Raw genomic sequence first — 21,679 nt, forward strand, 5'->3', positions numbered from 1 at the left:
GTCACGACGCCGGGTCCGGCGTGCCGTCCGGCGCGGGGAAAGGCACGGCGTCCGGCGCCGGAAGAGGCGCGGCGTCCGGCGCGGGGAGAGACGTGCCGTCCGGCGCGGGAAAAGGCGTGCCGTCCGGCGTGGGGAGAGGCGCGGCGTCCGGCGTGGGGAAAGCGTGGAACAGCACGGTGACGTGCCGGCGGCCGGGTGCGGGGTCGCGGTGCCAGCGGTTGAGGAAGGCGATGTACTCCTCGCCGAACCGGGCCAGCTCCTCCTCGGTGAGCGCGGTGCCGCCGAAGGAGTGCTGGGCGGCGACGGCGAACTCGCCGTACTCCTCCCGGTTGGCCAGGTAGGTGTGCAGGTCGCGCTCGGAGCGCTCCAGCCACTGCCGGCCGACCTCCATGGCGGCCGCCGCGACGTCGGCGTCCGCGGGCCGCCTGGGCAGCCGCATGTCCTGCGGGACGGACCGCCAGTATCGCCGGCGGCCGGCGGAGCGCCCGGTGTCCTCCTCGACGAAGCCGAACCTGGCCAGCTGGCGCAGGTGGTAGCTGGCCGCGCCGCGGTCCACGGCGAACTCGGTCGCCAGGTCGGCGGAGGTCGCCGCGCCGCGCTGCTGCAGGCGGGTCAGCATCTGCTGCCGCAGCGGATGCGCGAGCGCCTTGAGCGCCTCGATGTCGGTGAGGACGCGGGGATTCATGGACATGATGAGAATATATCTATGCAAAGACTTCTTCTCAACCCCGTGCGGCGACCCCCCGGCCGAACGTCAGGCGATGCCGGCCGCCTTGCACGCCTCGGCGTAGGCGCCGGCGCACAACGCGCTCGGGGTCACGAAGCCGTCCTTCACCACCGTCGAGGCGATCGTGTCCCTGGTGACGGTCACGGGGTCCAGCAGGATCGACGGGACCTGCCCCGCGCCGTTGTCGACCGTCGCGGGCGCCGCCGGCCGCCTGCCGCGCACCAGGTCGTTGGCGAGGGCCGCGGCGGTCTCCGCCTCGGTGCGGATCGCCTTGTAGACCGTCATGTACTGGTCGCCGACGAGGATCCGCTGCAGCGCCGCGGTCTCCGCGTCCTGGCCGGTGACCGGCACCTGCGGCATCCCGGCGGCCTTCATCGCGGCGATCGCGGCGCCGGCCGTGCCGTCGTTCGCGGCGTACACCCCGACGATCGTGCGGCCCCGCAGGGTCGGCAGGACCCGGGCGGTCCAGGCCTTCGCGTTGTCGGGGTTCCACTCGGCGGTGTCGGACTCCGCCGCGACCCGGACCTTGCCGTCCAGGCCGGCGTGCGCACCCTGCTTGAACAGCGTCGCGTTGTTGTCGGTCGGCGAGCCGTTGATCCACAGGATCTCCCCCGCGGACGCCTTGGCGCCGAGCGCCTGCAGCAGCGCCGCCGCCTGCAGCGACCCGACCTTCGCGTTGTCGAAGGAGATGTAGTAGTCGACGGCGGTCTTGAGCACGAGCCGGTCGTAGGAGATCACCGGCACGTTCGCGGACCTGGCGAGCGCGACGATCTCCCCGGCGGCGATGCTGTCGACCGGGGTCAGCACGAGGACCTTCGCACCCTTGGCGAGGGCGTCCTTCGCCTGCTGCAGCTGGGTGTCGGCGCGCTGCTCGGCGTTGCTGTAGTCGACCACGCAACCCGGGCACAGCTCGGACAGCTTCTGCGCGAAGTACGGCTGGTCCCCCGCCTCGTACCGGCTGGCCTTGCGCTCCGGCAGCAGCAACGCGACGGTGGCGGACGGCCCGCCGCCGGAGCCCGTCTCCAGAGCCTGGGTGCAGCCGGCCAGCGCGGACACGGCCAGCAACAGCACGGCGAGGCGTTTCATCACAAGGACCCCTAGCAGCGATCAGTACGTGAAGCGGGACACCAGGCCGCGCATGTCGGACGCCATCCGGGCGAGCTGGTCGACGGCCTCGCCGGTGCTCGACACGCCCTCGTTGGTCGACTTGGTGGCGTCGGCGACCCCGGCGATGTTGGTGGCGATGTCGACCGACCCGCCGGCCGCCTCGTCGACGCTGTGGCCCATCGTGCGGGCGGTGACCGCCTGCTCCTCGACCGCGGCGGCGATCGAGTGCTGGTATTCGCTCATCTGGGCGATGACCTCACCGATCTGCCCGATCGCGTTGATCGCGTCCTCGGTGTCGAGCTGGATCGCCTGGACCCGTTTGCCGATGTCGTCGGTGGCCCGGGCGGTCTCCCGGGCTAGGTCCTTGACCTCCTGGGCGACGACGGCGAAGCCCTTGCCGAAGTCGCCGGCCCGGGCCGCCTCGATGGTGGCGTTGAGGGCCAGGAGGTTCGTCTGCCCCGCGATCGAGGTGATCACCTTGATGACCTCGCCGATCTCGCCGGAGGACGCGCCGAGCTTGCCGATGGTCTGGTTGGTGGTGGCCGCGATCGACACCGCCGTCGCGGTGACGGTGGCGGCGTGCGCGGTGCTGCGCGAGATCTCCTCGATCGCGCCGCCCATCTCCATGGCGCCGTTGGCGACCGCGGCGACGTGCTCGCTGACCTCGTTGGCGGCGCGGGCAACCAGTTCGGCGCGGGAGTTGGCGTCGGTGGCGCTGGTGTCGATCTGCCGGCTGATCGCGGCGAGCTCCTCCGCCGCCGCGGACAGCGTCGCGGAGTTGTCGCCGAGGCTGCGGACCGCCTCGCGGGTGCTGGCCGTCGCCGCGTTCAACGCGCGTGCCATCTGGCCGACCTCGTCGCGCTGGGGGATGTCCGCCGACGCGGTCAGGTCACCGGCGGCGACCGCGGTGAGCACGCCGTGCACGCGGCGGATCGGGCGGACGATGAGCCCGGTGAGGTACCGGCTGAGCAGCAGCGCGGCGGCGAGCCCGACGAGCAGCGCGACGACCATCGCGACCCGGGCCCGGCCGTAGGCGTCGGACGCGGCGTCGGCACCGGCCCGGCCGCTGGTCTGCTCGTAGGCGAGCAGGTCGGTGAGGGCGCTCATCGCGTTGGCGGTGACGGTCGCGCCGTCGCCGAGATACGCGGCCTGGAACCCGGGGATGTCGCCGGCGGCGACGAGGGGCAGCAGCCGGTGGTCGCGGATGTTGCGGAACGCGCCCCACCAGATGGTGAAGCGGGCCAGCAGCTGCCGTTGCTTCGTCGCGGTCACGTCCCGGCCGTAGGCGGCGAGCTCCCGGTCGACGGCCGCGTCGCCGGCGGCGATGCCGTCCTGGAACGCCTTGCTGGCGACCGGGCCGTTGGACAGCGCGAGGTTGGCGACGTCGGCCTGGACCTTCATCGCCGACTGGTTCATCGCCGCCAGGTGCGAGGACGGCACGAGGTTGCCGTGGTACAGGTCGGCGGCCTTGGCGTTGACCGCGCCGAGGCTGCTCACCCCGACGCCGAGGACCACGGCGCCCACCGCGCAGCACACCAGGACCAGCAGCACCAGTTTGCGGGCGACCGGCTGGTCGGCCAGCCACCGGCGCCTCGACCGCTGCGACTCTGCACGCTCCACGAACCCGCCGATCGGCCCCGAAAGGTCCGACCTGAGCGATTCGCGCCACAACGCTCGACGCGGCAGAGCGGTCCGGGCCGCAACCGGTCACAACGCCCGGCGCAGCCACTCCTCGACCCCGGCGACGTGGATCGTGGCCCAGGACCGGGCGAGGTCCGGCTGCCGGGCGGTGATGGCGTCGACGATCGCCTGGTGCTGCTCGCGGGTCCGTTCGGCGGCGCCCTCCTGGGTGAGGCCGCGCCAGATCCGGGCCCGGGTCGTCGGGCCGGACAGCCCGTCGATGAGCGAGCACAGCACGGCGTTGCCGGAGCCGGCCGCGATCTGCCGGTGGAACTCGAGGTCGTTGGCGACGAGCGCCTCGATCGTCGGGTTGTCACCGAGCTGGTCGAGGACCGCCTGGAGCTTCGCGATGTCCTCGACCGGCATCCGCTCGGTGGCCAGGGCGGTCGCGGACGGCTCCAGGATCCGTCGGACCTCGAGGAACTGCAGGACGGTGTCGTCGCGGTGGAAGTCCACGACGAAGCTGAGCGCGTCGAGCAGCAGGTCCGGTGCGAGGCTGGTGACGTAGGTGCCGTCGCCCTGGCGGACGTCGAGGACCCGGATCATCGACAGCGCCTTGACCGCCTCGCGCAGGGAGTTGCGGGACAGGCCGAGCCGCTCGGCCAGGTCCGCTTCCTTCGGCAGCCGGTCACCGGGGCCGAGCTCACCCGAGGTGATCATGCCCTTGATCTTGTCGATTGCCTCGTCGGTCAGTGCCATGGGTGCCTCACGCATTCCTCAGGAGCGACGATACGCCCGCCCCGCCCGGGTCGAGCTGGTAGCACGCGACGGCGGTGCCGCCGAAGATCGCGGCGCGACCGGCGTCGTCGATGTCGCACAGTAGGTCACGCATGGTGTCCAGGACGCCCTGATACGAGGCGGCGAGCAGGCAGACCGGCCAGTCCGAGCCGAACATGAGCCGTTCGGCGCCGAACAGGTCGAGCGCGGCCAGCACGAAGGGGCGCAGGTCCGCCGCCGTCCACATGCGCCAGTCGGCCTCGGTGACGAGCCCGGACAGCTTCGCCGACACGTTCGGGCACGCCGCGAGCCGGGCCAGGTCGTCCCGCCAGGGCTGCGACCGGCCGGACGCGACCGGAGGTTTGCCGAGGTGGTCGAGCACGAACCGGACGGAGGGCAGGTCGGCGGCGAGGCGGGCACACTCAGCGAGCTGGTCCGCACGCACGACCAGGTCGAACGCGAGCCCGGCGGCGCCGACCGCGAGCAGCCCGGCGCGGACGTCGGCGCGGTCCAGGTATCCGGCCGGCTCGGCCTGGACCTGCGCCCGCACCCCGACCAGATACTGCGACCCCGGCAGCCGCCGGTATCGCTCCAGGGGCAGGTCGGTCGGGTCCGCCCAGGCCACCACGCCGGCGATCTGCGGCACCTCGGCCGCGAAGCGCAACAGGTCCGCCGCCTCGGCCTCGTCGCAACGGCCGCCCTCGACGAGCACGGTGTGCGACACCCCCGCCGCCGCCAGCTCGGCCGCCAGGTCGTCCGGAGTGAACGTGCGGCGGATCGGGGCGAGGGCGGGTTCGTCGAGCCAGTCATACCCGGCGCCGAGCTGCCACAGGTGGTGGTGCGCGTCGACCACCGTCACAGCAGGCCGGCTTCCCGCAGCGCCGGCCACAGCGAACCGGGCGGCGGTGCGATCGCGAGGGCCGCGTTGCGGCGCACCTGCTCCGGCGAGTCGGCGCCGACGACGACCGCGGTGACCGCCGGGTGGCCGGCCGCGAACGCGAGCGCCGCCGCCGGCAGCGTCGTGCCGTGCCGGTCGCACACGCCGGCGATCGCGCGGGCCTTCGCGACCAGGGCGGCGGGCGCGGCGCCGTACTCGTAGGGCAGGTCGGCACCGGGGTCGTCGACGGCGAGCAGACCGCTGTTGAACACGCCGACGTTGACCACCTCGACGCCGGCCGCCGCGCACGTGGGCAGCAGCGTGTCGAGCGCCGGCTGTTCGAGCAGGGTGAACCGGCCCGCGACCATCACCACGTCGGGCGTGCACTCGGTGACCAGGCGGGTCAGGATCGCGGCGTCCTTCGACCCCGCGCCGATCGCGCCGACCAGCCCCTCCTCGCGCAGCTCCGCCAGGGCCGGGAACCCGGTGCGCAGCGCCACCTCGGCATGCTCCTCGGGGTCGTGCAGCAGCGCCACGTCGACCCGGTCGAGGCCCAGCCGCGCCAGGCTCGCCTCCAGGGAGCGGCGGATGCCGTCGCGGCTGAAGTCCCAGACCCGCCGGTGGGTGGCCGGCACCACGAACCCCTCGGTGTCCATGCCGCCGGCATAGGACGGGTCGCCGACCAGGAGCCTGCCGACCTTGGTGCTGATGGTGTACTGGTCGCGCCGGCGCTCCCGCAGCGCTTCGCCGAGTCGCCGCTCCGAGAGCCCGAGCCCGTAGTGCGGCGCGGTGTCGAAATACCGCACGCCGGCGTCCCACGCGGCGTCGACGGTCGCGCGGGCCCGGTCGTCGTCGATCTCGTGATACAGGTTGCCCAACTGCGCGCAGCCCAGCCCGAGCCTCATTTCGGCGGCCTGACCCGCAGCCCGTGCATGCCGCCGTCGACGGCCAGGACGGTCCCGGTCGTCGCGCCGGCGAGGGGGCTGGCGAGGTACGCGATGGCGGCCGCCACCTCCTCGGCGCTGACCAGGCGGCCGGTCGGCTGCCTCGCCTTGAGCGCGGCGAGCTCCGCGTCCGGGTCCGCCGCCTGGGCGAGCAGCCGGCGCACCCACGGCGTGTCGACGGTGCCGGGGTTGACGCAGCAGACCCGGATGCCCTCCCGCACGTGGTCGGCGGCCATCGCGGCGGTCAGCGCCTGCACGGCGCCCTTGCTGGCGCTGTACAGCGCCCGGTCGGGCAGCCCGGCGTGGGCGGCGATGGAGCAGGTGTTGACGATCGCGGCGTGCGCGGAGCGGCGCAGGTGCGGCAGCGCGGCCCGGCTCACCCGGACCAGCCCGACGACGTTGACGTCCAGCACGCGGTGCCACTCGTCGTCGGGGTTGGTCTCCACGGTGCCGATGGCGCCGATGCCCGCGTTGTTGACCAGGATGTCCAGCCCGCCGAGGTGTTCGACGGCGGCCTCGATCCCGGCCCGCACGGTGCCGTCGTCGGACACGTCGGCGGCGATCCCGTGCAGCGGCTCGGGCAGCCCGTCGGGGCGCAGGTCCAGGCATGCGACGCGGGCGCCCCGGGCGGCCAGGTGCAGGGCCGTGGCCAGACCGATCCCCGAGGCACCGCCGGTGACGACGGCGGCGAGGCCGTCGAATTCTCCTTGCACAACTCCCCCAATACATCGGAGGTCTGTTGTCTACCAGTCCTCACCTACGAAACACAAGCGCCGAAGGTCCAACATTCATCCGACCACTTCCCTCCCGCGATCCGGAAGACCTTGTGCACTCAGGGGTGCACAGGGTCGTCCGGATCATGGCGCGCCCTGTTCCGCCCGGGCGCGGAACAGGGCGCGCTCGCGCTCGTTGCCGGTCAGCGCCGCGGCCCGGGCGAACTCGGCCCGGGCCTCGTCCCGCCGGCCGAGCCGGTCGAGCAGGTCACCGCGGGCCGCCGGCAGATACGGGTAGGACGGCAGGGCACCGGTGGCGGTGAGCTCGTCGAGCAGTTCCAGGCCCGCCGCCGGTCCGGACGCCATCCCGACCGCGACGGCCAGGTTCAGCCGCACCACCGCCGACGGCGCGACGTGTGCCAGCAGCTGGTACAGGGCGACGATCCGGGCCCAGTCGGTGTCGCCGGGGCGCAGCGCCCGGGCGTGGCAGGCGGCGATGGCGGCCTGCAGCCCGTAGGGCCCGAGCGTGCCGAGGGTCTCCGCCGCGGCCAGGGCGGCCAGGCCACGGCGGATCAGCAGCCGGTCCCACAGCCGCCGGTCCTGGTCCATGAGCAGCACCGGCGCGCCGTCCGGGGCGGTCCGGGCCCGGATCCGGGCGGCCTGCAGCTCCATCAGCGCGCACAGCCCGTGCACCTCCGGCTCCGAAGGAAGCAGTCCGGCCAGGACCCGGCCGAGGCGGATCGCTTCCTCGCAGAGTTGCGGGCGGGCCCAGTCGTCGCCGGCGGCGGCCGAGTAGCCCTCGTTGAAGATCAGGTACACGACGCCGAGCACGGCCGACAGGCGCACCGGCAGCTGCGCCGGTGGTGGCAGCTCGAACTGGACCTGGTCCACCGCGAGGGTGCGCTTGGCCCGCAGGATGCGCTGCGACACCGTCGCCTCCGTGGTCAGGAACGCTCGGGCGATGGCGCCGGTGCCGAGGCCGCCCAGGGTCCGCAGGACCAGCGCCACCTGGGACTCGGTGCTCAGCGCCGGATGGCAGGCGGTGAAGATCAGGCGCAGCAGGTCGTCCTGGATGTGGTCGTCGAGGTCGGGCTCCTCGTCCACGACCGGGTTGGCGGCGCCGAGGACGGCCAGCTTGCGGTCGTAGTTGGCGCGGCGGCGCAGCGCGTCGACGGCCCGGTGCTTCGCGGTCGCCATCAGCCACGGGCCGGGGTCGTCGGGGACCCCCTTGACCGGCCACTGCTCGAGGGCGATCACCAGGGCGTCCTGGGCCAGCTCCTCGGCGAGGCCGACGTCGCGCACGATCCTGGCCAGCCCGGCGACCAACCGGGCCGACTCGATCCGGAAGACCGCCTCGACCGTGTCGCGAACGTCCACAACCGGTGATTATGCGGCCATCGGTGACGCTGACTCCAAATCTGGTTCCAGCTCGGCGGTGAACGTGACCGCGCGGTTGCGGCCGCGCAGCTTCGCCGCGTACATGGCGAGGTCCGCGTGGCGCATCAGGTCACCGGCGTCGAACCCGCCGCCGAACCCGCCGTTTCCGGGATGCCGGGCGATGCCGACGCTCGCCCCGACGCTGACCACCGCGCCCCGGACCGGGACGGGCCCGGCGGCCGCGGCGATGATCCGCCAGGCCACGTCCTCGGCCACGCCGGGCGGCGTGAGCACCGCGAACTCGTCGCCGCCCAGCCTGGCGACGAGGTCGCCGCCGCACGACTCGAGCCGGCCCGCGATCGTGGCCAGGACCCGGTCGCCGGCCTCGTGGCCGTGACTGTCGTTGACCGGTTTGAAGCCGTCCAGGTCCACGTAGAGCAGCGCGACGGGCCGGCCGGCGTCGAGGCGCCGCTGGAGGGTGTCCAGCAGCAGCGCCCGGTTGGGCAGGTCGGTCAGCGGGTCGTGGTAGGCGCGGTGGCGCAGGTCGTCGACGACCTCGGCGAGCCGCCCGTTGAGCAGCCGGTTGTCGCGCAGGGCGAGCAGCTGCCGGACCAGGATCAGCACCGTCATCAGGATCACGAGCAGGAACAGCACCCCGTCGACCCGGCCGCCCCGCACCGCGAACGCGATGACACCGGTGCACAGCGCCGCGCTGAAGGGCAGATACGGCAGGTGGTCCCAGCTCCGTCCGTCGGTGACCATGGCGGCGCTGCCGGCGATCTCCGCCGGCCGTGGCGCGCCGACGCCGACGATCGCGAACCCGAGGAACCAGCCCAGGTCGGTGACGTGCCCGGCCCGGTAGGTGCCGGCGAACACCTGCGAGGCGTACGCGGTGTCGGCGGCGAACACGAGCAGCAGCCCGACCACGACGACCGCCACCGAACGGCGCCGGGGGCCGCGGGTCTCGTACAGCATCAGCAGGGCGATGCTGCCGATGAGCACGTCCCCGATCGGATACACGGCGGCATCGAACACGGCCGTCGCGCCGGCGCCGGCCCGGTACAACGGGCCGAGGATCACGACCCAGCTGATGAAGCACAGGCTGGTGGCCATGATGAGCCCGTCGAGGGCGGCGCGGATCGAGCCGAGCCGGCGGGTCGCCGCCATCCACGCCGCGCCGGTCGCCATCAGCACCGCGGCCGCGTTGAACACCACGGTCGCCAGCCGTGCCGGGCCGACCAGCCACACCAGCTGCCCCGCGGACCAGGCCAGGAACCCCGAGCCGAGCAGCCGCAGCCCGACCCGGATCCGGCCCTGCGCCGGGCGGGCGGACTGGAGCCAGCGCAGCCCGACGCCGAGGGTCAGCACGCAGGTGGCCCAGCCGACGAGGGTGCCGCCGGGGTGCTGGAGCACGGCGGCCAGCAGCGCGGCGGTGAGGATCAGGGCGACCGCGGTCTGGCGGAGGCGTGGCGTCGCGTACACGTGCTCACCTCTCCGGGTCGCTGGTCGACGGGGTCCTATCGACAGCGCGGGCGCGAACGTGGCGGAACGTGGCACGAGTCACCGGCCTGCAGCACATGTGTCCATACATAACAGTGACCAGGGTGAGCACGGAGGGTGCATTTTGTGCTCACCCGCAGCTACTCCATCCCCTTCTTGCCCGGGGTCCAGAACGGCTTCGTCAGCACGGACCGGCGCGGCCAGCCACGGTCGCGGACCAGGTGCTGCCGGACCGCCTGCACGTCGCGGGCCTCACCGGCGATGTAGGCGAGGCCGGGGCCGTCCGGCAGGGTCAGCGCCTCGACGGCGGCGAGCAGGCCGCCGCGGCCGGCCCAGTCGACGGCGCCCGGCAGCGGCAGCCGGTCGGCGTCGTCGGCGCACTCCACGACGGTGCGGGTCGGGCTGCCCGGCGGCAGCGACCGCAGCATCGCGCCGAACGCGACCGACGCGGTCTCCTCCCCGGCGAAGAGGTGCCACGGCGCCGGCCGGAGCACGAAGTCGCCCTTCGGCTTGCTCAGCAGGACCTCGGTGCCGGGCGCCACGGCGGCGAGCCAGCGGGCGCCGGGGCCGTCGCCGTGCAGCAGGCCCTGCAGCTCGATCGCGTCGTCCTGCCGGTCCCACACCGAGTAGGTGCGCAGCAGCGGGGCGATCGCGTTGGCCGGTCCGACGTCGACGCGGACCTGCTGGCCCGGCTGCCAGCCGGCGGTGCGCAGCGCCTCGGCGCGCAGCCGGATCCACCGGAACCGCCCCGAGGTGGCGACCTCGTCGACGCGGGCGCGGACGAACAACAACTCCAGCAACGGGTTCCTCATGGGGCATGACGGTACGGCCGGTCGGCGGATTCCGGCCGTTGGGCTGCCGCATCCCGGCACCGCCGTGTGCGACGCTGCGGACCGTGAAGCGGACCCTCCCGGACTGGCTGCTGCTGCCCGGCGCGCTGGCCTTCGTCGTGTCGCTCGGCAGCTACCTGCAGGTGGCCCGGCTCGAAGGTCCACAGCTCGACGACCCCGACATCGAGGTCTACGTGCAGGCCGGGGCCGCGTTCCGGCACCACCAACACGTCTACGACCTCGCGTTCACCGCCGGGCACTGGCCGTTCACCTACCCGCCGGTGACCCTGCTCGCCTTCGACCAGCTGTCCCGGCTCGGCAGCACCCACGCCCTCGTCGCGCTCAACGCGCTGACCGTGCTCTCACTCGTCGTGGTCTGCCTGCTCAGCCTGCGGATGGCGGGCCTGCGCGGCCGGCTCGGCCTCGCCGGCGCGGCCCTCGCCCTCGCCGCCGGCAGCCTGTGGCTCGAACCCGTCCAGGCCAACCTCAACGACGGCCAGATCAACATGATCCTGGTGCTGCTCGTCATGGCCGACTTCGCGCTGCCCGACGGCCACCGGCTGCGGGGCGCGGCGATCGGCGTGGCGACCGCGGCGAAACTGGTCCCCGGCATCTTCATCGTGTACCTGCTGATCACCCGGCGCTTCCGCGACGCGCTCACAGCCACCGGGGTGTTCGCCGCCCTCACCCTGCTCGGCTTCGCCGCCGACTGGCGGGACTCGGCCCAGTACTGGTTCACCGGCATGTTCGCCAGCTCCGGCCGGGTCACCCAGGACGTCGCGCTCGGCGGGTCCCTCGACCAGTCGCTGCACACCCTCGCCGCCCGCTGGACCGGCTCCGACGGCGTCTACTACGCCCTGGCGCTGGTCGTCGCCGTGGCCGGGTTCGCCGTCGCCCGCGCCGCCTGGCTGCGCGGCGAGGAGCTGCTCGGGGTCGCCTGCACCGCGCTCACCGGCCTGCTCGTCTCGCCGGTGTCGTGGACGTACCACTACGCCTGGATCGTGCCCGTCCTCGTCGCCACCACCGCGGTCGCCGCGCAGGTCCCGGCCCGGCTGCGCTGGCTCTCCGCCGGCCTGCCCGGCCTGCTCGTCCTGGCCTTCCTCGCGTGGCCGATGCAGGGCCGCGACGAGCACGTCGCCGCGCCCCGCGGGCTGCTGTGGCACCTCCCCGACATCGAGGACCCGACCACCTGGCACGGCGTGCAGCGGGTCGTCGGCGACACGTACACCCTGGTCAGCCTGGCGCTCCTGGTCCTGGCCGCGCTGTGGCTGCGGCGCTCGAAAACCGCTGTCGAGCCGGCGCCCGAGCTGGCAGTGTCGTCGGTGTGACCTACCTTTCGCTGAACCGCGCCCAGTGGGACGAGCGGGCGCCCGCGCACGCCGCGTCACCCGGCTACTTCCGGCAGCGGTTCATCGACGACCCGGCGTATCTCAGCGGCACGATCCGCTTCGACCTGCCGCGCCTCGGCCCGGTCGACGGGCTGCGGGCCGTGCACCTGCAGTGCCACATCGGCACCGACACGCTGTCGCTGCACCGGCTCGGCGCCACGGTCACCGGCCTGGACTTCTCCGGCGCGTCCCTCGCCGAGGCCCGCGCCCTGGCCGCCGCGACCGGCGCTGCGATCGACTACGTCGAGGCCGACGTGTACGACGCACCTTCGGCGCTCAGCGGCTCCTTCGATCTCGTGTACACCGGCATCGGCGCGCTCTGCTGGCTGCCGGACATCCGGCGCTGGGCCGGCGTCGTCGCCGCGCTGCTGCGCCCCGGCGGGCGGCTGTTCATCCGCGAGGGCCACCCGATGCTGTGGGCGGTCGACGAGACCCGCGCCGACGGGGTCCTCGCCGTCGACCAGGCCTACTTCGAACGGCCCGAGCCGATGATCTGGGACGAGGGCGACACGTACGTCGAGACCGACGTGCGGTTCCAGAACACCGTCACCCACCAGTGGAACCACGGCCTCGGCGAGGTCGTCACCGCGCTGCTCGACGCCGGCCTGTCCCTGACCATGCTGCAGGAGCACGACAGCGCGCCGTGGGACGCGCTGCCGGGGCGGACCGTCGAGGACCCGCACGGGGAGCACCGCCTCGCCGACCGGCCCTGGCGGCTGCCGCAGACCTACACCCTCCAGGCCGTCAAACGTTGACGCTCTAGAATCTGGGTTTTCCGTCATCGTCTTGGGAGCTCGCGTGTCCGCTGAATCGTCTCTGGACGCCGTCTCGGCCGCCGCCCGCGCGGCCCGGGCCGCCGCGCCGTCACTCGCCGCGGCCCCGGCCAAGACGATCGACGAGGCGCTGCGTGGCATGGCCCGCCGTCTGGGCACCGCCCGCGACGAGATCCTCGCCGCGAACCGCGAGGACCAGGCCACGGCCGTCGCCGACGGCATGAGCGGCGGCCTGCTCGACCGGCTCAAGCTCGACGAGACCCGGCTCGCGGCGATGGCCGCCCAGCTCGACATCCTCGCCGAGGTGCCCGCCGAACCTGCCCAGCGCACCATCCGCGCCCTCGACGGTGACCTGGTCCTGCAGGAGTGGCGCCGCCCCGTCGGCGTCATCGGCGCCAACTACGAGGCCCGCCCCAACGTCACCGTCGACGTCGCCTCCCAGCTGGTCAAGTCGCAGAACGCGGGCGTGCTGCGGACCGGCTCCGCCGCCCTGGCCTCCGCGGTCGCCCTGATGGATCTTGTCGTGGCGCCCGCCCTCGCCGAGGCCGGCCTCGACCCCGCCGCCGTCCAGCTCGTGCGCACCCGCGGCCGCGACTCCGCCGAGGCCCTCGTCTCGCAGCCCGGCCTCATCCCGCTCGTCATCCTCCGCGGCAGCGGCGACAGCACCCGCAGCCTCGCCGAACGCGCCGCCCTGCACGGCGTGCGCACCCTCGCCCACGCCGACGGCGGCGGCGTCCTCTACCTCGACGCGGCCGCCGACCCGGCGAAGTCCGCCGCCCTCATCGACGCCGGCCTCGACCGCCTCGGCGTGTGCAACCGGCTCAACCTGCTCCTCGTCCACGAGTCGCTCTGGTCCTCGACCGTGCCGGGGATCGTCTCCGCGCTCGCCGCCCGGACCCCGTCGATCGCCGCCTCCCTCCCGCCGCACAGCCACGCGCTGGGCTACGAGTGGGCGCTGGACTCGGCGGGTGAGGCGACGGTGACGATCGCACCGGTCTCCGGTCCCCTTGCCGCGGCGCAGCTCGCCAACGACGCGACGTCCGGGCTGGCGGCGGGGATCGTCACCGAGTCCGCCGCGGCAGCGCGGGAGTTCCTGGCCGCCTACGCGGGGACGGGCGCGTTCTGGAACGCGACGACCCGGCTGCTGGACGGGTTCAAGCTGCTGGCGCTGCCGGAGACGGGCATCAACATCGACCGGGTGCCCGGGCCGCGGGGGCCGGTGACGTTCCGGGATCTGTCGCTGCGTCAGTACGCGGTGGTGCCGGCGTCGCGCGTTGCCGAGCTCGCCGGGTAGCTTGCCCTTATCCATGATCCGGTCGACGGTGTGTACCCAGGGGTACGCAACGTCGACCGGATCATGAGAAGCGTCGACCTGAGGGGTCAGGCAGTCGCAGCGGTGATGGTCGCGATCTCAGCGGGGGTCAACGCCACGGAAGCCGCCGCCACGTTCGACTCCAGGTGCGAGACCGAACCAGTGCCCGGAATCGGCAGGATCGCCGGGGAACGGCCCAGCAGCCACGCCAGCACCAGCTGCCGCGTCGTGATGTCGTATCGCGCCGCGATCTCGTCGACCGCCGCCACGCCGTCGAGGTTCTGGATCGGCGCCCAGGGCAGGAACACGATCCCCTCCTGCTCGCACAGGTCGACGAGCGACTCGGAGCCGCGGTCGTCCACGTTGTACCGGTTCTGGATCGACACGATCGGCGTCAGGGCCTGCGCGACCCGCAGCTGCGCCTCGGTGAAGTTCGAGACGCCGATGTGGCGGATCTTGCCGGCGTCCTTGGCCTCGACGAGGGCGCCGATCGAGTCTTCCAGGGGCACCCGCGGGTCGGGGCGGTGGAACTGGTACAGCGGGATCTGCTCGAGGCGCAGCTTGCGGAGGCTGCCGTCGATGGCCTTGCGCAGGTGCGCGGGGTCGCCGTTGGAGCTCCACTCGTTGGGGCCGGACCGCTCCAGGCCGCCCTTCGTGGCGATGACCAGGTCGTCGGCGTAGGGGTGCAGCGCCTCCGCGATCAGCTCCTCGCTCGTGTCGGGTCCGTAGGAGTCGGCGGTGTCGATGAAGGTGACGCCGAGCTCCACGGCGCGGCGCAGGACGGCCACGGCGTCGGCGCGGCTGGGCGGGTCGCCCCAGATGCCGGCGCCGGTGATGCGCATGGCGCCGAAGCCGAGCCGGTTGACGGTCAGGTCGCCGCCGAGGTCGATGGTGCCGGCCGCCCCGGCGTGCGCGCTGATCTGCTGTGACATGCGGCGGGATCTCCTTACGACAAAAAGCAGGTAACCAGCCAAACCTATCCACGGGGCGGCGGTATTCCGCATCCAATGGGTGGGATGCGTGGTGAATTGCTTATGGATTCGCGGCGGTGGGTGTGGGTATGGTGCGCAGCACGCCAACGCCAACCCGTCTGGAGTGATCAGATGAACGCATTCGACCCGACCGGGGTGGACCCCGACAGCGCGGAGGGCCAGGCCAGGGCGGCCGCGCGGCGCGAGCACGAGCAGGCACAGAGCCGCGCCGTGCACGAGGCCCGCGGTGGACGCATCGACGAAGGTGCGGTCGACTCGACCGGTCAGGTGGTGCGTGAGGCGCGCCGCGCGACTCAGCTCGACGAGGACATCTGAGTTTCGCGTTTGGTCGCGTACATGCGGGCGTCGGCGCGTTGCAGCAGCGCCTCGGCGGCCTTCGGGTCGCCGTCGACGACGCCGACGCTCGCCCGCACCAGCAGCCGGTGACCGTCGACGGTCACCGGCACCTCCAGCAGGTCCAGGAACCGGCGGGCGACGGCCTCCGCGGCGCGCACGTCGAGGCCCGGTAGCAGCACCGCGAACTCGTCCCCGCCGATGCGCGCCGCGGTGCCGCCCATCGGGACGCTGGCGGCGAGCCGCTCGGCGACCCCCACCAGCACCGCGTCCCCCGCGTGGTGGCCGTGGGTGTCGTTGACGACCTTGAAGTCGTTGAGGTCGACCAGCAGCACCGCCGCGACCGTGTGGCCGGCGGGGTGCGACGCGGCGGCGGCGAGCCGCGCGTCGAACAGCGCCCGGTTGGCCAGGCCCGTCAGGCCGTCGTGGGTCGCCTGGTGGCGCAGCTCGTCCTGCAGCAGCCGGGCCTGGGTCGCGTCGCGGGCGTTGCTGACGTATCCGCCGACGCTCGGCAGGTGCAGCAGGTTGCGGCTGACCACGTCCAGCCAGCGCCAGGAGCCGTCGGCGTGCGCGTAGCGGGCCTGGTAGCTCACCGACGCGTTCGGGGTGGCCCGCAGCGTGTCCATCGCGGTCGTGAAGGCCGGCAGGTCGTCCGGGTGGATGTGCGAGACGACGGTCGTGCCGAGCACCGCGGCGGGCGACTTGCCCAGCAGCCGCTCCGTCGCCGGGGTCACGTAGGTCAGCGCGCCGGACGCGTCGACGATCGAGGTGATGTCGGTGGAGTGCGCCAGCAGCGACCGGAAGCGTTCCTGCTGCGCGCCGAGCTCCGACAGCAGGACCGCGTTCTCCCGGAAGGCCAGCAGCTGGCGCACGACGACCAGGGCCGTGGTCACGGCGAGACCGCCGAGCAGCAGCCACACGTCGGGGCCGAGCCCGTCGCGCAGGACGATCGGCAGGGCCGCGAAGAGCCCGACGAGCGTCGTGTACGGCAGCAGGCTGTACGGCCGCCGCGCCGGACGCACGGAGCGCACCGGGTCCAGGCGCACCGAGTGCTCCTGCAGCCGCGGCCCGAACGTGAGCAGCGCCGCGGGCAGGATCTGCGCGGCCAGCAGCAGGCGCTGGTGGGCGTTGTCGGCGGTGACCAGGGTGCTGACAACGCCCTGGACGGCGGCGGCGGCCAGCATCGGCGCGGCGGCCAGCACGGTCAGCGGCGCGTTGCCGCTGAGGACCAGTTTCACCGCGGAGAACGCGGTCATGGCGATGATCACGGTGCCGAGCAGCAGCGCCACCGGCGCCCCACGGCCCCCGCCGGCGTGCGGCAGGAGCAGCAGCCAGATGAGCACGCCGGCACCGACGAGGACGGCGCCCGCGTCGAGCCAGAAGCGCACCTTCGCCGCGGTGGACGGCAGGTGCGTGGGGTGGGTGAGCATGACCCAGATCAGCCAGCAGGTGCCGGCGAGGATCGCGGCGGCCTGGAACGGGTTCGGCACCGCCGCGGCGGGCCCGGGGTGCAGCCACGCGACCGCGGTCTGGCTGAGGTCGCCGACGACGAAGAACACCGCGGCCTGCCCGGACCGGCGCCAGAACCGCCGCGCGTCCGCGGGGACGCCCGGCATCGCCGCGACCCGTCGCGCGAAGACCCACAGCAGCAGGTCGTACCCCGGCAGGGCGGACCAGAACAGCCGGACGCCGCCGGCACCGGCGAGCAACAGCGCGATCAGGAGCACCGACGCGGCGGCCAGTGCGATGAGCACGGGGTCGCGCCGCAGCTGGTGTCTCATGGGGTCAGCGCCGGGTTGAGGCGCAGGAACGCGGCGTCGACCTGGGCGACCGGTCCGGGCCGCGCGAAGTGGTAGCCCTGCGCGAGCCGGCAGCCGAGGTCGTGCAGCAGCTGCGCCTGTTCCTGGGTCTCGATACCCTCGGCGATCGCGGGCAACTGCCGGCTGGTGCCGAGCTGCAGCACCGCGCGGGTGAACGCGTGGTCCTCCCCCACCGCCTCAGCCGTCGGCACGAACGAGCGGTCGATCTTGAGGATGTCGACGGGGAGCTGGGTCAGGTACGACAGCGACGAGTACCCGGTGCCGAAATCGTCGATCGCGACCCGGATCCCGTGCGCGCGCAGCCCGTCGAGGGCGGCGAGCAGCGGCGCCGCGTCGTCGGCGACCCCGACGAACACCGACTCGGTGATCTCCAGGACCAGCGCGGCGGCCGGCAGCCCGGTCCGCGCGAGGGTGCGCAGCACCTGGTCGGCGAATCCCGGTTCGGCGAGCTGGCGCACCGAGACGTTCACCGTCAGCGACGTGCCGTGCCGGTCGTGCCAGCCCTTCGCGTCCCGGCACGCCTGCTCGAGGACCCACGCGCCGATCGGGACGATCATCCCGGTCTCCTCGGCGACGGGGATGAAGTCCAGCGGCGGCACCGGGCCGGTCGGCGGCGTCCACCGCAGCAGCGCCTCGACCGCGACGATCCGCGCCGACGGCAGCTCCACCACCGGCTGGTAGTGCACGGCCAGCTCGCCGCGGTCGACCGCGTGCCGCAGGCCGGCGCTGATGCGGGTGAACGTCTCCCGGGCCGTGCGCAGCTCCGGCCGGTAGACGGTGACCCGGTCCCGGCCGGCCCGCTTCGCCGCCCGCAGCGCCAGGTCGGCGTCGGCGACCGCGTCGCGGGGCGCGGCGTTCGGCGTGAGATGCACCAGTGCGAGGCTGGCGGTCAGGTGTACGGTCCGCGCCCCGATCACGAGCGGCGCTTTCAGCTCGGCCCGCAGGTGCTCGGCGAGGTGCTGGGCGCGCAACGGGTCGACGTCCTCGACGAACAGCGCGAACTCGTCACCGCCGAGCCTGGCCAGCGTGTCGGCGGGCGCGGCGACGCCCCGAAGCCGGTCGGTGACCGCGACGAGGACCTCGTCGCCGAAGCCGTGCCCGTGCGCGTCGTTGACGTCGGTGAAGCGGTCCAGGTCCAGCAGGATCAGCGCGTGCCGGCCCTGATCGTCGTTTCTGGTCAGCGCCCACTCCATGCGCTGGGTCAGCAGCGCCCGGTTCGCCAGTCCCGTGGTCGGGTCGTGCAGGGCGCCGTGCCGCAGCTGGTGCTCCAGGGCCTCCCGCTCGACCAGGGCCTCGGCCAGGTCCCGGCCGCGCCGGGCCAGCTCACCGGCGTGCAGGTCCAGCTCGGCGGAGCGCCGCTGCGCGACCCGGGCGAGCCCGCCGAGGCGCAGGACCAGCAGCAGGGACAGGGTCGCCGACACCGTCGCCGGCACCATCAGGTGGTCGCCGTCGCCGTCGGTGAAGGTCCGCTGGAGGACGAACATGAACGGGCCGATCACCGCCGCGGCCGCGAAGGTCACGATCCGCGCGCGGGACATCGCCTGGCCGTCGCCGGCCGGCTCCTGCGAGCCGGTCACCGGCAGCCCCCGCTGCAGCCCGGCGAGGCCGAGCACCAGGTACGACAGCAGCCACAGCGCGTTGTCGAGCAGGTCGACCGAGCGGGTCGTGCCGGTCGCGGCGTGGGCGAAGAAGATGAAGTTGCCCGCCAGCAGCAGCCCGACGCCCAGCAGGACGAGGCGGTTGGCCGGGCTGTAGCGCGCGTCGGCGAACAGCACCCGCACCCCGGTCGCGAACAGCACCAGGTCGCACATGGGGTACAGCAGCGCGAGAGCCGTCGCGCCGGGGCCGCCCGGGTCGGCGTGGTGCAGGTACGGGTGCACCAGGAGCATCCAGTCGACGAGCGCCAGCCCGGCCGCGATGATCGACGCGTCGAGCAGGGCGGTGCGGGCCCGCCCGCCGGCCGCGCGGACCAGGCCGGCCAGCAGCAGCCCGTAGGACGCCAGGTAGCCGATGTCGTTCCAGGACGGGAACGGCACCGCGCCGTCGTGGCGCAGGTCCTCGACGCACCACACGACGTCGGACGCGAGCCGCACCGCGAACCCGAGCACGACCAGCCGCCACGGCGCGGCGACCGTGCCACGGTCTCGCCACACCCGCACCAACAGCGGCGACGCGCACACGATCGCGGTCAGCAACCAGATCGCGTGGCCGAGCCGCCCGGTCGTCAGCGACGACGCGACGATCCCGGCCGCGCCGAAGGCCAGGAGCACCCGTTTCGTTGTGTGCACACACGCCTCCTGTCGGTGACCTCTGTTGAGTCCACCTCCGGGTGGTTGCGCGCCGGTTGCCCACCGGGTTGCCGTGTGGTTCTCCGACGATCCGGGAAGGAGGTATCCATGCGGTGTCTGAGTGGGAGGTACCGCCTCGGCCCGAAACTCGGCCAGGGCGGGATGGCGAGTGTCTGGCGGGCGCATGACGACGTCCTCGACCGGGAGGTCGCGGTCAAGCTGCTCACCCCCGAGCACACCGCCGACCCCGACGCGTTCGACCGCGCCCGCAACGAGGCCCGCTCCGGCGCCCGCTTCGCCCACCCCAACGTCGTGTCCGTCTACGACTTCGGCACGTCCCGCCGCGGCGGGCGCGGCACCGCGTATCTGGTGATGGAGCTGGTCGAAGGCCCGCTGCTGGTCGAGGCGATGCGGGCCGGGCCGCTCGACTGGCAGGTCGCCGGCCGGATCTGCGCCGAGGTCGGCGCCGGCCTCGCCGCCGCGCACGGGCACGGGATCGTCCACCGCGACGTGAAGCCCGCCAACATCGTCCTCACCGCGGCCGGCGCGAAGATCCTCGACTTCGGGGTCGCCGCGCGGGTCGGGCTCCCGTCGGAGCCGGTGCTGTTCGGCACGCCCGCCTACCTGGCGCCGGAGCGCCTCGACGGTGGCCCGGCGAGCCCGGCCGCGGACGTGTACGCGCTGGGTGTGCTGCTGTACCAGTGCCTGACCGGCCGGATCCCGTGGCCCGTCGACACCGACGCGCAGGTGCTGCACGCGCACCGGTTCACGCCGCCGGCCGGGCTGCCGCCGATCGACGGGCTGCCGCCGGAGATCGCTGAGCTGTGCGCCGCCTGCCTGTCGAAGGTCCCCGAGCTCCGGCCCACGGCGGTCGCGCTGGCGCTGATCCTGTCCGCCGCGGTCGACGTGCCGGTGCACGTCCCGCCGGTCCTGGCCCACCGGCCCGCCGTTGAGCCCGCCGCGCATGCCGCGCTCGACGCGCCGACGCTCACCGTCTGAGCCGGACGCTCGTGACCCGCGCCGCCCGATCGGGGACCGCTGGCGTCGTCTGCCGACAAGCCAGTGACCTCAGCCGACAGTGAGCAGGGCGATCACGACCAGGAGCAACAGGACCGTGGTGGCCAGCCACCAGCGGCGGCGAATCCGGCGGCGGCGGGCCCGGTCCCGGCGCGCCCGGGCCCGGCGGCGGGCGGCACCGCGCCGCTCGTCATGCCTGCGGCGCTCGGCCCCCGCTCGGGCCGGCTCGACCTTCGCGGGCACCGCCTGGGCCGGCTCGACCTTCGCCGGCACCGCCTGGCCCGGCTCGACCTTCGCGGGCACCGCCTGGGCCGGCTCATCCCGTACCGAATCCGCAGGCGGGGATGCAAGGGGGGCCGGGTCGAGGCGTTGGGCCGGCACGGGCGGGGTGGCGGCCTCGGCGCGGGCGATGAGCTTCGCGACACGCAGGCTGGCCGCGCGCATCCGGGCCGCCTTCTTCGCGCTCAACTTGCGGCCCTCGATGATGCTGCAGGCCTCGGCGACGGCGACGACCAGGACCGGGTTGCTCACCAGGTCGCGGTGGCCGATGAGCAGCGCCGCGACCATGTTGCGGTCCACCCGCAGCCCAGGGGCGAGCTGGTGGGCGCGGACGACCTCGGCGATGTGGCGGCGGGTGCTCTTCGGCCGGCGCTCCGGGCGCGACCGGCCGCGGGGACCGTGGCGGCCGCTGTGGTCGGCGGTCCGGGCGGCCGCCGCGACCAGGGCGGCGACGAGCGACTCGACGGCCCTGTCGGCCTCCTGCCAGCGCGGCGTCATCGCCTCGGTCAACTCGGTCGTCTCCTGTTGGCAAGGCTCGGTCATCCGAACCGTACCCCTTGGGTCGCGCGGTGAATCGCTACGCCTTCAGCGTCCGCAGGATCCTCGCCAGCGTTGCCCGGTCGTCGGCGTCGAGGTCGGCGAAGAACCGGTCGGCCTCGGCGGCCCGGGCGGTGCGGATCGCCTCGCCGACGTCCTGCCCCGCCCGGGTCAGCGCGACCAGCGTGGCACGCCGGTCCGCCGGGTCGGGGCGGCGCTCGACGAGCCCGCGCTCCTGCAGCCCGTCGACGACCTCGGTGGTCGAACGCGGCGCGATCCGCAGGTGGTCGGACAGCTCGCTCAGCCGCATGACGCCGTGCCGCATGAGGACCGCCACCGCGCGGGACTGCCCGGGGGTGATGCCGATCGGCTCGAGCGTCTCGTGGGTCAGGTGCCGCAGCCGGCGGGCGACGCTCCAGAACACCTCGGCGAGACTCTCGTCACGGCCGTCGTCGGCATGCTTCACGG

General features: G+C 73.8%; 20 protein-coding genes. 5 read left to right on the plus strand and 15 right to left on the minus strand.

Annotated elements, in window-relative coordinates:
• Position 1 precedes the first annotated feature (1 nt).
• The 10 genes from Dsi01nite_RS37965 to Dsi01nite_RS38010 form a co-directional block, all read right to left on the minus strand.
• Positions 2-691, minus strand: a complete 690-nt coding sequence (locus tag Dsi01nite_RS37965; RefSeq protein ID WP_203851216.1) for an ArsR/SmtB family transcription factor — start codon at positions 689-691, stop codon at positions 2-4.
• A 63-nt stretch (positions 692-754) separates the two neighbouring features.
• Positions 755-1,813: a sugar ABC transporter substrate-binding protein gene (locus Dsi01nite_RS37970; protein ID WP_203851217.1), complete on the minus strand. Its 1,059-nt coding sequence runs from the start codon at positions 1,811-1,813 to the stop codon at positions 755-757.
• Positions 1,814-1,834: 21 nt separating this feature from the next.
• Complete coding sequence (locus Dsi01nite_RS37975) at positions 1,835-3,454, minus strand: methyl-accepting chemotaxis protein (protein WP_203851218.1); 1,620 nt, start codon at positions 3,452-3,454, stop codon at positions 1,835-1,837.
• Between the two features lie 87 nt (positions 3,455-3,541).
• Positions 3,542-4,213 (minus strand): FadR/GntR family transcriptional regulator, encoded by a 672-nt coding sequence (locus Dsi01nite_RS37980; protein WP_203851219.1) that lies wholly within the window; start codon positions 4,211-4,213, stop codon positions 3,542-3,544.
• A gap of 7 nt (positions 4,214-4,220) precedes the next feature.
• A complete protein-coding gene (locus Dsi01nite_RS37985) occupies positions 4,221-5,090 on the minus strand; it encodes an amidohydrolase family protein (RefSeq protein WP_203851220.1) in 870 nt (289 codons plus the stop codon).
• Positions 5,087-6,013 carry an aldo/keto reductase gene (locus Dsi01nite_RS37990; RefSeq protein ID WP_203851221.1) on the minus strand — a complete coding sequence of 309 codons (927 nt, stop codon included), beginning with the start codon at positions 6,011-6,013 and terminating at the stop codon, positions 5,087-5,089. The genes Dsi01nite_RS37985 and Dsi01nite_RS37990 overlap by 4 nt, the downstream gene beginning before the upstream one ends.
• Positions 6,010-6,765, minus strand: coding sequence for an SDR family NAD(P)-dependent oxidoreductase (locus Dsi01nite_RS37995; protein ID WP_203851222.1), 756 nt, complete (start codon positions 6,763-6,765; stop codon positions 6,010-6,012). Before Dsi01nite_RS37995 ends, Dsi01nite_RS37990 begins: the two co-directional genes overlap by 4 nt.
• A gap of 144 nt (positions 6,766-6,909) precedes the next feature.
• Positions 6,910-8,142: an RNA polymerase sigma factor gene (locus Dsi01nite_RS38000; RefSeq protein WP_203851223.1), complete on the minus strand. Its 1,233-nt coding sequence runs from the start codon at positions 8,140-8,142 to the stop codon at positions 6,910-6,912.
• A gap of 9 nt (positions 8,143-8,151) precedes the next feature.
• Entirely contained in the window at positions 8,152-9,624 is a 1,473-nt protein-coding gene (locus Dsi01nite_RS38005; protein ID WP_203851224.1) for a GGDEF domain-containing protein, read from the minus strand.
• A 158-nt stretch (positions 9,625-9,782) separates the two neighbouring features.
• A complete protein-coding gene (locus Dsi01nite_RS38010; RefSeq protein ID WP_203851225.1) occupies positions 9,783-10,454 on the minus strand; it encodes a siderophore-interacting protein in 672 nt (223 codons plus the stop codon).
• A gap of 83 nt (positions 10,455-10,537) precedes the next feature.
• On the opposite strand from Dsi01nite_RS38010, the gene Dsi01nite_RS38015 reads away from it, so the two are divergent.
• From Dsi01nite_RS38015 to Dsi01nite_RS38025, 3 genes are read left to right on the plus strand one after another with little or no spacing between them, the layout of a single operon-like run.
• Positions 10,538-11,800, plus strand: a complete 1,263-nt coding sequence (locus tag Dsi01nite_RS38015) for a glycosyltransferase 87 family protein (protein ID WP_203851226.1) — start codon at positions 10,538-10,540, stop codon at positions 11,798-11,800.
• A complete protein-coding gene (locus Dsi01nite_RS38020) occupies positions 11,797-12,615 on the plus strand; it encodes a class I SAM-dependent methyltransferase (RefSeq protein WP_203851227.1) in 819 nt (272 codons plus the stop codon). The genes Dsi01nite_RS38015 and Dsi01nite_RS38020 overlap by 4 nt, the downstream gene beginning before the upstream one ends.
• Positions 12,616-12,658: 43 nt before the next feature.
• On the plus strand, positions 12,659-13,927 hold the full coding sequence (locus tag Dsi01nite_RS38025) for an aldehyde dehydrogenase family protein (RefSeq protein WP_239136463.1): 1,269 nt from the start codon (positions 12,659-12,661) through the stop codon (positions 13,925-13,927).
• Between the two features lie 86 nt (positions 13,928-14,013).
• Here Dsi01nite_RS38025 and Dsi01nite_RS38030 read toward each other — a convergent pair whose 3' ends face one another.
• Positions 14,014-14,877, minus strand: a complete 864-nt coding sequence (locus tag Dsi01nite_RS38030; RefSeq protein ID WP_203851228.1) for an aldo/keto reductase — start codon at positions 14,875-14,877, stop codon at positions 14,014-14,016.
• Between the two features lie 171 nt (positions 14,878-15,048).
• Here Dsi01nite_RS38030 and Dsi01nite_RS38035 point away from each other — a divergent pair, with 171 nt between their 5' ends.
• Positions 15,049-15,252: a hypothetical protein gene (locus tag Dsi01nite_RS38035; protein ID WP_203851229.1), complete on the plus strand. Its 204-nt coding sequence runs from the start codon at positions 15,049-15,051 to the stop codon at positions 15,250-15,252.
• Here the strand turns inward: Dsi01nite_RS38035 and Dsi01nite_RS38040 are convergent.
• Positions 15,231-17,051: a sensor domain-containing diguanylate cyclase gene (locus Dsi01nite_RS38040; RefSeq protein WP_203851230.1), complete on the minus strand. Its 1,821-nt coding sequence runs from the start codon at positions 17,049-17,051 to the stop codon at positions 15,231-15,233. The genes Dsi01nite_RS38035 and Dsi01nite_RS38040 overlap by 22 nt on opposite strands.
• Entirely contained in the window at positions 17,048-19,378 is a 2,331-nt protein-coding gene (locus tag Dsi01nite_RS38045; protein WP_203851231.1) for a putative bifunctional diguanylate cyclase/phosphodiesterase, read from the minus strand. Before Dsi01nite_RS38045 ends, Dsi01nite_RS38040 begins: the two co-directional genes overlap by 4 nt.
• Positions 19,379-19,486: 108 nt before the next feature.
• Between Dsi01nite_RS38045 and Dsi01nite_RS38050 the strand changes: the two genes are divergently transcribed.
• Positions 19,487-20,377 carry a serine/threonine-protein kinase gene (locus Dsi01nite_RS38050; RefSeq protein ID WP_203851232.1) on the plus strand — a complete coding sequence of 297 codons (891 nt, stop codon included), beginning with the start codon at positions 19,487-19,489 and terminating at the stop codon, positions 20,375-20,377.
• Between the two features lie 69 nt (positions 20,378-20,446).
• Here the strand turns inward: Dsi01nite_RS38050 and Dsi01nite_RS38055 are convergent, their stop codons facing one another.
• A complete protein-coding gene (locus Dsi01nite_RS38055) occupies positions 20,447-21,217 on the minus strand; it encodes a hypothetical protein (protein ID WP_203851233.1) in 771 nt (256 codons plus the stop codon).
• 34 nt (positions 21,218-21,251) lie between these two features.
• Positions 21,252-21,677, minus strand: a complete 426-nt coding sequence (locus Dsi01nite_RS38060; RefSeq protein WP_203851234.1) for a MarR family winged helix-turn-helix transcriptional regulator — start codon at positions 21,675-21,677, stop codon at positions 21,252-21,254.
• Positions 21,678-21,679: the final 2 nt, after the last annotated feature.

The sequence above is a fragment of the Dactylosporangium siamense genome (genome assembly GCF_016862795.1).
Classification (GTDB): Bacteria; Actinomycetota; Actinomycetes; order Mycobacteriales; family Micromonosporaceae; genus Dactylosporangium; species Dactylosporangium siamense.